At 64.7% G+C, this 13631-nt stretch carries 15 protein-coding genes and 1 pseudogene; 11 read left to right on the forward strand and 5 right to left on the reverse strand.

Annotated elements, in window-relative coordinates; genetic code table 11:
* Nucleotides 1–9: 9 nt before the first annotated feature.
* Together WH367_RS16760 and ylqF are read right to left on the reverse strand one after the other, a co-directional pair.
* Nucleotides 10–255, reverse strand: coding sequence for a hypothetical protein (locus tag WH367_RS16760; RefSeq protein ID WP_021027318.1), 246 nt, complete (start codon nucleotides 253–255; stop codon nucleotides 10–12).
* 446 nt (nucleotides 256–701) lie between these two features.
* On the reverse strand, nucleotides 702–1646 hold the full coding sequence (gene ylqF, locus WH367_RS16765; RefSeq protein WP_339536969.1) for a ribosome biogenesis GTPase YlqF: 945 nt from the start codon (nucleotides 1644–1646) through the stop codon (nucleotides 702–704).
* Nucleotides 1647–1716: 70 nt separating this feature from the next.
* On the opposite strand from ylqF, the gene WH367_RS16770 reads away from it, so the two are divergent.
* Together WH367_RS16770 and WH367_RS16775 are read left to right on the forward strand one after the other, a co-directional pair.
* Nucleotides 1717–1968: a hypothetical protein gene (locus tag WH367_RS16770; RefSeq protein ID WP_021027316.1), complete on the forward strand. Its 252-nt coding sequence runs from the start codon at nucleotides 1717–1719 to the stop codon at nucleotides 1966–1968.
* Complete coding sequence (locus tag WH367_RS16775) at nucleotides 1965–2192, forward strand: oxidoreductase-like domain-containing protein (RefSeq protein WP_339536970.1); 228 nt, start codon at nucleotides 1965–1967, stop codon at nucleotides 2190–2192. The genes WH367_RS16770 and WH367_RS16775 overlap by 4 nt, the downstream gene beginning before the upstream one ends.
* Nucleotides 2193–2213: 21 nt before the next feature.
* Here WH367_RS16775 and WH367_RS16780 read toward each other — a convergent pair whose 3' ends face one another.
* From WH367_RS16780 to WH367_RS16790, 3 genes are all read right to left on the reverse strand, one after another.
* Entirely contained in the window at nucleotides 2214–4589 is a 2376-nt protein-coding gene (locus WH367_RS16780; RefSeq protein WP_339519124.1) for an FUSC family protein, read from the reverse strand.
* A 177-nt stretch (nucleotides 4590–4766) separates the two neighbouring features.
* Nucleotides 4767–6299 carry a glutamate--cysteine ligase gene (gene gshA, locus WH367_RS16785; protein WP_339536971.1) on the reverse strand — a complete coding sequence of 511 codons (1533 nt, stop codon included), beginning with the start codon at nucleotides 6297–6299 and terminating at the stop codon, nucleotides 4767–4769.
* A 227-nt stretch (nucleotides 6300–6526) separates the two neighbouring features.
* A complete protein-coding gene (locus tag WH367_RS16790; protein ID WP_312986755.1) occupies nucleotides 6527–7444 on the reverse strand; it encodes an SDR family NAD(P)-dependent oxidoreductase in 918 nt (305 codons plus the stop codon).
* Between the two features lie 370 nt (nucleotides 7445–7814).
* Between WH367_RS16790 and WH367_RS16795 the strand changes: the two genes are divergently transcribed.
* The 9 genes and pseudogenes from WH367_RS16795 to WH367_RS16835 all read left to right on the forward strand — a co-directional run.
* A complete protein-coding gene (locus WH367_RS16795) occupies nucleotides 7815–8105 on the forward strand; it encodes a 2Fe-2S iron-sulfur cluster-binding protein (protein ID WP_116924442.1) in 291 nt (96 codons plus the stop codon).
* A gap of 131 nt (nucleotides 8106–8236) precedes the next feature.
* A complete protein-coding gene (gene ribBA, locus WH367_RS16800) occupies nucleotides 8237–9358 on the forward strand; it encodes a bifunctional 3,4-dihydroxy-2-butanone-4-phosphate synthase/GTP cyclohydrolase II (RefSeq protein WP_339519120.1) in 1122 nt (373 codons plus the stop codon).
* A 5-nt stretch (nucleotides 9359–9363) separates the two neighbouring features.
* A complete protein-coding gene (ribH, locus tag WH367_RS16805) occupies nucleotides 9364–9825 on the forward strand; it encodes a 6,7-dimethyl-8-ribityllumazine synthase (protein WP_339536972.1) in 462 nt (153 codons plus the stop codon).
* Complete coding sequence (gene nusB / locus WH367_RS16810) at nucleotides 9822–10358, forward strand: transcription antitermination factor NusB (protein WP_021027308.1); 537 nt, start codon at nucleotides 9822–9824, stop codon at nucleotides 10356–10358. The genes ribH and nusB overlap by 4 nt, the downstream gene beginning before the upstream one ends.
* A 149-nt stretch (nucleotides 10359–10507) precedes the next feature.
* The gene (locus WH367_RS16815) at nucleotides 10508–11692 is read left to right on the forward strand and encodes a pyridoxal phosphate-dependent aminotransferase (protein ID WP_339536973.1); all 1185 of its coding nucleotides are present in this window, start codon (nucleotides 10508–10510) and stop codon (nucleotides 11690–11692) included.
* A gap of 105 nt (nucleotides 11693–11797) precedes the next feature.
* Complete coding sequence (gene ybgC, locus WH367_RS16820; RefSeq protein ID WP_339536974.1) at nucleotides 11798–12211, forward strand: tol-pal system-associated acyl-CoA thioesterase; 414 nt, start codon at nucleotides 11798–11800, stop codon at nucleotides 12209–12211.
* Complete coding sequence (gene tolQ, locus WH367_RS16825) at nucleotides 12208–12906, forward strand: protein TolQ (protein WP_021027305.1); 699 nt, start codon at nucleotides 12208–12210, stop codon at nucleotides 12904–12906. Before ybgC ends, tolQ begins: the two co-directional genes overlap by 4 nt.
* A gap of 17 nt (nucleotides 12907–12923) precedes the next feature.
* Complete coding sequence (locus WH367_RS16830; protein WP_021027304.1) at nucleotides 12924–13358, forward strand: ExbD/TolR family protein; 435 nt, start codon at nucleotides 12924–12926, stop codon at nucleotides 13356–13358.
* Between the two features lie 11 nt (nucleotides 13359–13369).
* Nucleotides 13370–13631 (forward strand): annotated as a pseudogene (locus WH367_RS16835) (cell envelope integrity protein TolA); the annotation flags it as partial.

Below are 13631 nucleotides of genomic sequence, written 5' to 3' on the forward strand. Positions count from 1 at the left end.
CGCAGCCGCTCAATCCCCATGGTCGGCTTTGCGGGTCATCTGCTGCAAGGCCATCCGGTCGGCACGGCGCTGGGCGCCCTGGCTGCGGATGTGCTTGCCCGCAGCGCCGGACAGACGCCGCTGGGCCATGGCTTTGGCAACAGGATTGAAAGGAGTGGCATCGGCCACGATCAGCAGCGCGATCGGCTGCTTCATGCGGCGCAAGGCCTTGACCCGGCCCTCTTCAAAGGCACGGGAAACAGTTTTTGCACTCATCTGTGCGGTTCCTCAGGGGCCTGGCGCGCCGATGGCCTGGCGGCTGGCGCAGCAAAACCCCAAAACAAAAAGCCCCGGCGAAGTAGCCAGGGCTTTTGTCGATCCCGGCTGCAGTGGTGCAGGCGGCGATCTGGGCCAAGGCTAAACCATATGAACATGGTTTAGCCGGGGCAGAAACCGTGTTCAGTGGAGAGGGTTGAACATGAAACAGGACATAGCAAAAACTCCCAATGGTGCGCTGCAGAAGGTCATTCGTTGCTGCAGCGATAAGAAGACGAAGGCTGAACTATAGCGGTTATTTCTCAAGAATGCAAGGCCCATATACCGCTTGTTGCATAAAAGCCCACAGCAACCGCTGGCTTTGGCCGCTTTTGCGCGGCTTTGTGCGCATAAAACGCAGCAACGCGCCAACGGTGGCCAAAACCGCCGCTGACGCCGCATGCGGATCAGTAGCGCTTGCGGCCGGCCTTGCGGTGTTTGGCGTGTTCAGCCTTTTTGGCTTGCTGCAAGGCCTCGGCCGCCTCGCCCGCCGCCCGCCATTGCTCAAACTCTGCCGGCGTCTCCACGGTGATGCGGCCCAGCATCTGGGTGCGAAAGTCGGTGATCAGCAGCTCAGCGGCCTTTTGCATGTTGATGCGCCCGCCGCCCATCACTGCGCCGCGCTTCTTGCCAATCAAGGTCAGCAGCTCGTCATCGCTCAGCGCAGCGATGTCCGCATCTTCGAGCCCCAGCTTGTAGCGCTCGTCCAGCTGGCGCGGGTAGTGCTTTTGCAGGTACAGCAGCAGCTCCAGCGCCACCAGTTCGTCGTCATAGGCATTGCGCCCCACCGATCCGCAGGCGGCCAGGTTGTAGCCCGACTCGGGCACGATGATCTTGGGCCAGAGCATGCCGGGCGTGTCCCAGAGGTAGAAGTCATCGGCCAGCACAATGCGCTGCTCGTCCTTGGTCACACCGGCCTCGTCACCCGCCTTGGCCTGGCCTTTGCCGCTCATGCTGTTGATCAGGGTGGACTTGCCCACATTGGGCACGCCGCAGATCAGCACGCGCATGGGCTTGGCCAGGCCACCGCGCCCGGGGGCCAGTTGGCGGCAGGCCTCCACCAGGCGCTTGGCCGGGGCCGGCTCGCTGGCATCGAGCGGCAAGGCCTTGGTTTCGTGCTGGGCCTCATACCAGGCCACCCACAGCGCCGTGCGGCTGACATCGGCCATGTCCTGCTTGTTGATGATCTTGAGCGTGGGCTTGTGGCCGGTCAGCTCCGTCAGCGCCGGGTTGGCGCTCGATCCTGGCATGCGTGCATCGAGCACCTCGATGACCACATCGATGTCTTTGATGCGCTCGGCAATCAGCTTGCGCGTCAGGTGCATATGCCCGGGGAACCATTGGATACTCATACTCTTGCTTTCGGGGGGAATGGCAGGCAGGCGGTGCGCACGCAGGCGCGCTGTGCCGGATAATGCTGCCATGTCTTCTTTATCTCAACGCCAGTGGGATGCGCAGCGCAAATCCGATCAGGACCTGCTCATCAAAGGCATCATCTTGGTCTTGATAGGGCTGGTGATCGTAGTCTCGCCCTATGTCGCTCAGGGCGATATTGTGCAGGGAGTTTTCGCCAAGGCCCCGGCAGTGGGTTGGTTTTCCCTGGTATTGGGCGCGGCTTTTGTGCTGCGCTTTGGCCTGCGCCGCAAGGCCGTGCCGCCCCGGCCCGAGCAGTGAACGCTGCCGCCCTCAGCGTCCAGCCGCTGGGCAGCCTGCGCGAGGCACGCCAGTGCTTTGCCGCGCTGCAGGCCAGCGCCAGCGCCCGGCAGATCAGCCTGCGCGAGCCCCCGGCTGCGCCGACGACCTGCTGCGGCCGGGGCTGCAATGGCTGCGTCTGGGAAGGTTTTTTTGCCGCGGCGATGTACTGGCAGGAATGCGCGCTGGAGGCGCTGCAGTCCTAAGCCCTCCGTCTTTTTTCACGCTCATGTGGACTGCGCCTGAGTCGGTTCTGCCTGCACAGGCGGCAAGGTCTCCTCGCGCGCCAGCAGCTGGCGGATCTGCACCGCATCCTGCTGCAGCTGGCCGGCCAGAATGCGCGCCGTGGCCAGGCGCCGCATCAGCCAGGGAATGAGTTGGTCGCGGTCTTCCGGGCCGGGCACGCGCTCGGGCGCCGGCATCTTGGCGGGGCGCTGGGCCTCGGCATCGCCCGCAGCCGGCAACGGCGGCGCCTGCAGCAGGCAGGCATCGATGGTGGCAGCGGTATCCTGGAGCTGCTGCACCGCAAACGGCGACGGCGTCTGGCCCCGGCGCATCATCAGCATGATCTTGACCGAAGACATCTGGCCCAGCAGCTGGTAGCAATGGGCCTGGAACAGCTCCAGCGCCTGCAGCGGCGGCTGCACGGCACGCGGCTCCTTGAGCGAGCGGTCAACGGCCTGCACCAACGCCGACAGGCTGTCATAGGCCTCGCGCCGAGCCAGGCGCCAGGCCAGCTCGGGCGCATTGTCCACGGCCTGCAACTGGTCCACCGCCAGCGACGTGCTGGCATGCGCGGCCTGGGCCTTGAGCACCCGCTGCACCAGCGCCGGCAGCTGCGAGCGCTCCCAGGACGGCAGCACATAGGCAAAGGCCCAGGCAATGCCGGTGCCGATCAAGGTATCGACCACGCGCTCGAACATATGGAAGGTGGTGCTGCCCCCGGCATGCAGCATATGCGCCTGCACCAGGCCCAGCACCGTCGCGCCCATCGCGGTGAACAGGTAGCGGCGCAGCGCAAAGCCGTGCGAGACGCCCTGGGCCAGGGTCAGGCACAGAATCAAACCCAGCGGCGACAGATGCGCCGACAAAATCGCCAGCGCCGCCACGCAGCCCAGCAAGGTGCCCAGCACCCGCACCGTGCGCCGCTCCAGGGTCTGCGCCAGGCTGCCGCGCAGCACCACCACAATCGTCAGCAGCACCCAGTAGGCATGGGCATTCCAGGGCAGCACCTGCACCACCAGGTAGCCCACCGCAATGGCCAGCGCCGCGCGGATCGCATGGCGCAGCGGAGGCGCATCCCAGCTCATCAGGCCCTTGAACGGCGTCCAGGACCAGGCAGTCGGGCTGACAAACATCTGCCAGCTGGCGCGCACCACGGCCAGATCGGGCTCGACCTCGTCGCGGCCCAGGCCGATCAAGCGGTTGACCTCTTCATGGATGCGCACAATGCGCTCGCTCAGCTCGCGTGACAGCGCCTGGGGCGAGACGTCCGTGTCGTAGTGGTCGGGCAGCGATTCTTCGAGCCGCTGCGCGGGCAGCTTGCTGGCCATCTGCATGGGGCGCAGCAAGGCGTCCAGGTTGCTCATCGCGCGGGGCTTGCGGCCCAGCAGCAGGCTGTCGGCCAGGTGCACCACCTCCATCGCCAGGGCGCGCAGCATGGCCTGCTGGGCCAGCAGCATCGGCGCCTGCTCGGGCGACTTGCGCAAATGCTCCAGGTCCAGCTCGCAGGCGAGCAGGTGGTCGCGGATCTCCAGCATCTGCATCAGCATGCCGGCCAGGCGCTGGCGGCGCGGCGTGCGCGGGCTCTCCAGCACAATGTCGCGGGCCGCCTGCAGCTGGTCGGCAAAGGCTGCGTGCCGGGCCATCAGCTGGCCCATGTGCTGCTGGGGTGCGCCGCCACGCGAGAACTTGCCAAAATTGCGGTCGGCCAGGTTGTCGCCATAGGCCTCGCCATCGACCGACTCCCCTTCCAGCCCCACATGGCGGGCCGCCTCGGGCAGCACCATGCGTGCCTGCTCCAGCATCAGGGCAGCGAGCGACAGCACGGTATCGGCGATGAACTGCACGCGGTAGCGGAAATTGAGCAAGGTGTTGGCGATGACCGCATACACCAGGAACATGCCCGCGCCAATGCTGAAGAACATCGTCGACTCCGCCGCTGCGGCCAGCAGCTGCCCCTCGGCCGGTTTGGGCACCGACATGCCCAGCACCATGGCCAGCACCACCGCAATGGCAATCGGCGCGCCGCGCTTGCCCCAGGCCATCCACAAAAAGCCCAGAAAGGTCGACAGCACGGCCACCAGGCCCAGCAGCACGAGGTGCTGGTGCATCAGCTGCACCATGAAAAACAGCGGTGCCCCCAGCAAGGGCGCAGGCAGCATGCGCCAGAACTTGCCCCGGCGCGGCGCCGGGTTGTCGACCACGATGGTGACGATGACCCCGACCGAGGCCGCCGCCGCATGCTGCGTGCCCCAGATCAGTTGCACCAGCGTGGTTACCAGAAAGAGGCCCAGCGCCACTTCCAGCCCGTTGAGCACATAGTGGTTGAGCAGGCCACGCTTGAACGTGCGCCAGCTGCGGTCGGAAGAGAAGTGCGCCATGGCAGAACAATACGAGAAATCAACACCCAAAGATGTCGGACAAATGATAGCCAACGCGGGCAGCTATCAAAACAGAAGCGCAAAGCTTCTTGCAAACGCTTGCATTCTGCCCCCGACCGCTGCAGCGTGCCAGCAACAAAAAAGCCCGCAGCAGCGGGCTCTAGGGCACGAGGTCTATCAAGACACGACCAGGTGTTCGGGAGACATATAGCACTGGCGCCATTCTTCAAAGGGCACCGTGTCCGCCGCTTCCATGTCCTTTTGCGCCTTGATCGACTCGGCCGCACGCTGCTGGTACTTGGCCGTCAGCGCATCGCTCCAGGGGCGGGCGAGGGTCTGCTCGCGGGCCCATTGCGACTGGGCGGCGCCAAAGGCCTTGAACGAGGTGCCAAACTGCTCGCTGACCACCGCCAGCACCTGGGCCGATGGTGTTTGTTCCGGGTGGGCCAGCAGACGCTGGGATTGCTGGAGCGCCTGGCTGTAGTCCTGCGTGCCATGGGCCTGGTCCAGCGCCGCCGCAATGGGCTGGCAGGCTTGCAGCACTTCTTGGGCCCAGTCGGTCAGCAGCACTTCCTTGCCCTGGCGCTGCAAGTTCAGGCCCGGCTCGCGGCCGCGCTCGGCCACCATGTGCTGGTTGTGCTTCATCTCGGCGATTTCAGCGGGCGAATCGGGTGGGCTGTCGCTCAGCAGGCAGTGCAGCAAGAAGACATCGAGCAAGCGCATCGTCGGGGCCGAGATGCCCATGCAGTCAAACGGATTGATGTCCATCAAGCGCACTTCGACATACTCGACACCGCGCTCGCGCAGCGCATGCAGCGGGCGCTCGCCGCGCTGCACCGTGCGCTTGGGGCGGATGGTGCCATAGAACTCGTTTTCGATCTGCAGCAGGCTGGTGCCCAGCTGGTTGTACTCACCGCCCGGGTTGATCACACCCACTTTTTCATAGGCTGGATAGGGCTGGGTCAAGGCGCCATAGAGCGAATCGGCATAGCCCTTGAGGTCGTTGTAGCTGACGCTGATCGAGGCCTGGGCATCGCTTTGGTAGCCCAGGCGCCCCATGCGCAGCGAGGTTGCATGGGGCAGGTGCAGGGCACCCTGACCATCGCCCAGCGGCTGCAGCTGGTGCGGGCGGCCCTGCACAAAGCAAGGACAGAGCACGGGCGACGCACCAAAGAGATAAAGCAGCAAAAAGGCTTCGCGGCGGAAATTGCGGATCAGACCAAAATAGGCCTCGCTGCTCACGCCTGGCATCGACCAGTTGTAGTGGATGCCCGAGATGGTCTGCATGCGGCGGCCATAGCGGTGGCCCAGGCCCATGCGGTAGATGCTTTTGGAGCGGCCAATGTGCGAGGTGCCATAGCGCCCCAGCGGAATGGTCTCGTCCGAAGGCAGCGAGCAAGGCATGCTCGAGATCCACAGCCGCTCGTCATTGGCTTGCAGAACCTGGTAGACGTACTGGTGCACCTCGGAGAGCTCATCGAGGCAGGCCTGCACGCCCTGGTGCACGCCAGTGATGATCTCGATCTGCGACTCGCTGAAATCGGTCGTGATGCTGCTGTGCGTCAGCGCCGAGCCCAAAGCGGCCGGATGCGGCGTGAGCGCCAGCGCCCCCTCGTCGGTCACGCGCAAGCCTTCTTTCTCGATGCCTCGCCCAATGCCCAGCAGGCGCTGGGTGCCGATGGCATCAATGCGTTCTTGGATATGGTTCATCTGCGTTGTTCTTGTCTAAGCCGGGCTGCACGATAGCAGGTTGCCCGGCGACTGGCAGAGTATTGCACGCTCAGCCTGACCGGGCTTCGGGATTTAGCCCGATCTCCGCAGCACGCCTTGGTAAGAACGTGTAGCGATCGCCCGCGCTGTTGTTTTCTGCACCGCAAAAAAAGCCCGGCACCAGGGCACCGGGGGACCAGGCCCAACACCCAGCGCGGGCCAGCGCCTTAGTGCAGTTTTTGCTGGGCCTTGCGGATTTCCAGGTCACCCTGCACAAAACCGTTGTCCGGCACGATATCGCCCTGGCGGTCGGTCAGCTCGGCCCATTGCTGGGCCAGGTGGGCATCCATCTCGTCGACCGGTACGCTGTCGGCGCTCAGGTGCAGCCCGCGCGTCATCGTGATGTGCGAGGCCTCGAAGCTGCCAGCGCCTGCACAGACGATGGCCCGTGTCGGCGCGCTCTCATGCACCAGCGCCAGCATGGCCGGGCTCACCAGCTCGGGCCGCAGTGCGCGCAGCATCTCGGGCGCCAGCAGGCCATCGGTCATGCGTGTGGCGGCCGTGGGCGCGAGCGCATTCACATGGATGTTGTACTTGGCCCCTTCCAGCGCCAGGGTCTGCATCAGGCCCACCAGTGCCATCTTGGCGGCGGCATAGTTGCTCTGGCCAAAGTTGCCAAACAGGCCCGATGACGAGGTCGTCACCAGAATGCGGCCGTAGTGCGCTGCCTGCATGAAGGGCCACACGGCCTTGCAGCAATGCACGCTGCCCATCAGATGCACTTCCAGCACGGCGCGGAAGTCGTCCATCTCCATCTTGGCAAAGCTCTTGTCGCGCAAGGTGCCGGCATTGTTGACCAGCACATCGACCTGGCCCCAGCGCTCGACCACCTGGGCCACCATGGCCTGCACCGCCGGCCAGTCGGTCACCGAGGCATGGCTGGCCATGGCAACGCCGCCCAGCGCCTCGATCTCGCGCACCACCTTCTCGGCCGCTGACGAGTTGCCCTGCCCGTCCACCGCGCCGCCCGGGTCATTGACCAGCACCTTGGCCCCGCGCCGGGCCAGCGCCAACGCATGTTCACGCCCCAGCCCGCCGCCGGCCCCCGTCACAATCGCTACCTTGTCGCTGAAATCCAAACCCATACGTTCGCACCTTTACACCATGCGGGCGCTTGTGCCGCCCAATGTTGGAAGAGGCTTGCAGCCCCGGATGCATTCGCACTGTACGTGTTCACATTTGCTTTGCGCGCCGCTTGGGCGACAGACGCGGGGGCGACAATGCAGGGCTGCGGCCAGCGCCGCGCTAGGGTTATCCCGAAAATGGCTGAACAACCATGTGGATAACTGCGCATCGCGGGCCATTTAACCCGCTAAGCCCATGTTTTTATTAGCCGCGTGTTACATTGCCCGCAATTTCAGCAAAACTGGCCTCATCTTTGCTACCTGGCAGCAGTGCTTACCACACTTGGCTGGGCAGCTATGGTTTTGATATGGCCTTCAGGATCCCTACCCCATGCCCATCACCCCCGAGCTCTACAACGCCCAGATCGACAACGAAGATATCCAGGTCGATGCCTGGGCGGACACGCCGCTGCTGCAGTCGCTGGAAGAAGGCGGCGTGGACTGGCCCAGCTCCTGCCGCAATGGCACCTGCCGCACCTGTGTGGGCCGCCTGAAATCGGGCAGTGTGCACTACGAGATTGAATGGCCCGGGCTCAGCGCCGAGGACAAGGAAGCGGGCTGCATCCTGCCCTGCGTGGCCTATCCGGATGGCAATGTGGTGCTGATGCGTGGCGAGTATTGACCCGCTGCGCCAGTCCCCAGAAGCGCCAAAGCCGCCCAGCCGGGGAGCAGCTGGTCTAAAATTGGGGTTTTACTGTCTCACGCGCCGCAGATCTGCGCGCAGACACGACACAAGTTCTTTAAAGGCATTCCATGAGCAGCCCCCTGACCCCTGCGCCGATCTCTCCGGTGGAGGACATTGTTGCCGAGATGCGCGCTGGCCGCATGGTCGTTCTGGTCGATGAAGCCGACCGCGAGAACGAAGGTGACCTGGTGCTGGCCTCCGACCATGTCACCCCGGAAGCCATCAACTTCATGGCCAAGTGGGGCCGGGGCCTCATCTGCCTGACCCTGACCCGCGAGCGCTGCGAGCGCCTGCAGCTGCGCCAGATGACCGCCAACAATGGCGCTCCGCTGTCCACCGCGTTCACCGTCTCCATCGAGGCGGCCGAAGGCGTGACCACCGGCATCTCTGCCGCAGACCGCGCCCGCACCGTGCAGGCCGCTGTGGCCGCCAATGCCCAGGCCAGCGATCTGGTGCAGCCCGGCCATATCTTCCCGCTGCAGGCGGTGGACGGCGGCGTGCTGATGCGTGCCGGCCATACCGAAGCCGGTTGCGACCTGGCGCGCCTGGCGGGCTGCTCGCCCTCTTCCGTCATCTGCGAAGTGATGAAGGACGATGGCACCATGGCCCGCCTGCCCGATCTGCAGCTGTTCTGCGCCGAGCACGGCATCAAGATCGGCACCATTGCCGACCTGATCGAATACCGCAGCCGCCACGAATCGCTAGTCGAGCGCATCAGCAGCCGCCCGCTGCAAACGGCGCATGGCGAATTCACCGCCCACCTCTACCAGGACCATGCCAGCCACGCGGTGCACATGGCCCTGGTCAAGGGCAGCGTGCAGACGGACAGCGATGTGCCCGTGCGCGTGCATGAGCCGCTGTCGGTGATGGACCTGCTCGAGACCGGCCGCGCGATGCACAGCTGGACCTTGGACGCGAGCCTGGCCTATTTGCAGCAGCAAAGCTGCGGCGTGGCCGTGCTGCTCAACTGCAATGAAAGCGCCTCGCAGCTGATCCGCCAGTTCGACGGCAAGGCGCGCGCTGCGCAAGCACCCGAGCGGGGCCGCATGGACCTGCGCACCTACGGCATCGGCGCCCAGATCCTGCGCGACTGCGGCGTGCAGAAGATGCGCCTGCTGGGCGCGCCCCGCCGCCTGCCCAGCATGGCCGGCTACGGGCTTGAGATCACCGGATACATCAACAAGGAATAAGCAGCATGTTTGGAGCAGAAAAAGGCAGTGCCATCAACCTGGACGGCAGCGCGCTCGCCATCGGCATTGTGCAGGCCCGGTTCAACGAAAGCATCACCGACAGCCTGGCCCAGGCCTGCCTGCAGGAGCTGGCCGCCATTGGCGTGCAAGCCGAGAACATCCGCCATGTCAAAGTACCCGGCGCACTCGAAGTGCCCGTGGCACTGCAGGCCATGGCCGAATCCGAAGAGTTCGACGCGCTGATTGCGCTGGGCTGCATCATCCGCGGCGAAACCTACCACTTTGAACTGGTGGCCAACGAATCGGGCGCTGGCGTCACCCGCATCGGCCTGGATTTCCAGATCCCCGTGGCCAACGCCATCCTCACCACTGAAAACGAAGCCCAGGCCATTGCCCGCCAGACCGACAAGGGGCGCGATGCCGCCATCGTCGCTGTCGAGATGGCCAATCTGCTGAAAACACTATGAACGAAAACGACCAGAGCGACTCCTCCTCCAGCCAGCGCCCTCCGCGCCAGGCCCGCAAGGGTCTGACCTCCACCGGCGCGCGCAAGGCCGCCTCCAAGTCCACCCGCAGCCGCTCACGCGAGTTCGCACTGCAGGCGCTCTACCAGTACATCCTGAGCGGCAACAGCGCCACCGAGATCGACCTGTTCACGCGCGACCTGGCGGGCTTTCACAAGGCCGATGCCGCCCACTACGACGCCCTGCTGCACGGCTGCATCGAGGCGGCCGAGCAGCTCAATGCGCAGATCCTCCCCCATCTGGACCGCAAGATGGAAGAGATCTCGCCCATCGAGCATGCCTGCATGTGGATTGGCGTCTATGAGTTCCAGCACTGCCTGGATGTCCCATGGCGCGTGGTCATCAACGAGAGCATCGAGCTGGCCAAGGAATTTGGCGGCACCGACGGCTACAAGTATGTGAACGCCGTGCTCAACGCGCTGGCCCCGAGCTTGCGCGCCGTCGAAGTGGCTGCTGACCGCAACAACGCGGCCTGATCGCCCTGACAACCGATGCCCATGCCTGCGCGCTGGCATCGGTTTTTTCTAAGGGCTTAGCCGCTGCCAGTTATACTTTTGATAGCACACTCCGTGCTTGCCCATATGCCGCCAACGCTGTGGGAGTCCTCTGATCCAAGCTGAAGACCATGAAAATCGCCACCCGAGCCGAGCGCATTGAGCCGTTTTATGTGATGGAGGTCGCCAAGGCCGCCCAGGCACTGGCGGCCCAGGTGGCGGGCAGCGCGGAGCCGATGATCTTCCTGAACATCGGCGAGCCGGATTTCACCGCACCACCGCTGGTGCAGCAGGCCGCCGACCGCGCCATCCGCGAAGGCCGCACGCAGTACACCCCGGCACTGGGCATCGAGCCCCTGCGCCAGGCGCTGTCTGACTGGTATCAGCAGCGCTTTGGCATCGATGTGCCGGCGCGCCGCATCGTCATCACCGCCGGCGCATCGGCTGCCCTGCAACTCGTGTGCCTGTCGCTGATCGATGCCGGCGACGAGATCCTGATGCCCGACCCCAGCTACCCCTGCAACCGCCACTTTGTCAGCGCAGCAGAAGGCCAGGCCGTGCTGCTGCCCACGACAGCCGAGGAGCGCTTTCAGCTGAGCGCCGACAAGGTGCAGGCTGCCTGGAGCGACAAGACCCGTGGCGTGCTGCTGGCCTCGCCCTCCAACCCCACGGGCAGCTCGATTGCGCCGCAGGAGCTGCGCCGCATCCACGAGGTGGTCAAGGCCCGCGACGGCCTGACCATCATCGACGAAATCTACCTGGGCCTGTCCTATGACGAGGCCTTTGGCCAGACTGCGCTGGCGATCGATGACAACATCATCTCGATCAACAGCTTCAGCAAGTACTTCAACATGACCGGCTGGCGCCTGGGCTGGGCCGTGGTGCCCGAGGCCCTGGTGCCGGTGATCGAGCGCGTGGCGCAGAACCTGTTCATCTGCGCCAGCACGATTGCGCAACACGCCGCGCTGGCCTGTTTTGCGCCTGAGAGCATTGCCGAGTACGAGCGCCGCCGCGCCGAGTTCAAGGCCCGGCGCGATTACTTCATCCCCGCGCTCGAAGCGCTGGGCCTGCCCGTGCCGGTCGCACCCGATGGCGCCTTCTACGCCTGGGCCGATTGCACGCAGGCGGCCAAGAAGCTGGGCGTTGAAGGCTCCTGGGACTTTGCCTATGCGGTGATGGAGCGGGCCCACCTGGCCATCACGCCGGGGCGCGACTTTGGCAGCCATGACACCGGCCGCTTTGTACGCTTTTCGACCGCCAACTCGATGGAGCAGCTGCAAGAGGCCATTGCCCGGCTGCGCAAGCTGCTGGCCTGATGATGCAGACCGCTGCGCCTTGTCCACTGCCAGCCCCTCTGCAAGGGGTGCTGCGCAGCGCCACCCTTCAGCCACGCTATAAAGCCCCATTGAAAGGCGATAGCCATGGCCTTTGAGTTCCCAATCCGCATTTACTGGGAGGACACCGATGCCGGCGGCATCGTGTTCTACGCGAACTACCTCAAGTTCATGGAGCGGGGCCGCACCGAATGGCTGCGCTCGCTCGGGCTGGAGCAGCAGCACCTGCGCGAGCAGGTGGGCGGCATGTTTGTGGTCAGCGAAGCCCATATCAAATATTTACAACCTGCACGTCTGGACGATGAACTCATCGTGACGGCAGAGCTCCAAGAAGCGGGGCGCGCTTCGATGCAGATCGCGCAGCGCGTGCTCTTAAAACAGAAGCAACCAACAGATACACCTCAGCTGCTGTGTGAGGGCACAATCCGTATCGGCTGGGTCGATGCCCTCAGCATGCGCCCGGCAAGAATTCCTCAATCCCTGATCCAAACCATCTCATGAATTCCCAAGAAATGTCCATTGCCAGCCTGGTCTTGCACGCCAGCTGGGTGGTGCAACTCGTGATGCTGATCCTGGTGGCCGCCTCGGTCGCCTGCTGGGCCACGATCCTGCGCAAGGTCGGCATGCTCAAAGCCATCAAGAACAAGAATGAGAGCTTCGAGAGCGACTTCTGGTCCGGCTCCAGCCTCAACGAGCTCTACCAGAACGCGATGCACAACGTCAAAGCCTGCGGCCCGATGGAACGCATCTTTGCCAGCGGCATGCGCGAGTACCAGAAACTGCGCGAGCGCCACATCACCAACCCCGACACCCTGCTCGACGGCACGCGCCGCGCGATGCGCGCGAGCTTCCAGCGCGAGATGGACGAGATCGAATCGGGCCTGTCGCTGCTGGGCACCATCGGCTCGGTCTCACCGTATGTCGGTCTGTTCGGCACGGTCTGGGGCGTGATGCACGCCTTCACCGGCTTTGCCAGCATGGAGCAGATCACCCTGGCCACCGTCGCGCCCGGCATTGCCGAAGCGCTGGTGGCCACCGCCATGGGCCTGTTCGCGGCGATTCCCGCCGTCACCGCCTACAACCGCTTCTCCAGCGGCATTGACCGCATCGCCAGCCAGCAAGAAACCTTCATCGAAGAGTTCTCCAACATCTTGCAGCGCAACCTGGGTGCCCAGCCGCTGCACGCTGCGCACTAAATACAAAGGAAACAGCCATGCCGGCCGTCGCCTCTCGCGGAAAACGCAACCGCCGCACCGTCAACGAGATCAATATGGTGCCCTTCATCGACGTGATGCTGGTGCTGCTGATCATCTTCATGGTCACCGCCCCTATGCTCACGCCGGGCGCCATCAACCTGCCCAAGGCAGGCAAGAGCGAGCGCCCGCCCACCAAGAACATCGCCCATGTGCTGCTGGACAAGGACGGCTCGATCCAGCTCAAGACCGGCAATGTCACGCAGGCCGTGGCCGCGGGCGACCTGGCCGACCGGGCCAAGGCCTGGCAAGCGGACAACCCGCCTGAGGACAGCGCCATGCTCATCGTGGCGGACAAGGACCTGGCCTACCAGAAGGTGATCGATGCCATGTCGACCTTGCAGAAGGCCGGTGTCAAACGTGTCGCCCTGCAAGTGGCTGGTGGCAGCCAGTAAGAAGAGTGTCCATGTCTCCTCGTCAAGAGCGCGATCAGCTTGCCCCTCCCAAACCTCCGTCGCGGACCAAGTCCTGGACCGTGGCGGCTGCGGCCCACTTGCTGGTGGTCGTCGCCCTGCTGTGGACGGTGCGCAACCCGCGCGACAGCGACCAGCCCTCGGTCGAGGCCGAGCTCTGGGCGCCCACCAATGAGCAGGCCGCGCCTGCGCCGCTGACGCCGCCCCCACCTCCCCCGCCCGTGGCACCGCCGCCGCCCGCCCCGGTTCCGCCAC

Origin of the sequence: Comamonas sp. MYb21, from assembly GCF_037479395.1 — a bacterium.
Taxonomy (GTDB): Bacteria; Pseudomonadota; Gammaproteobacteria; order Burkholderiales; family Burkholderiaceae_C; genus Comamonas.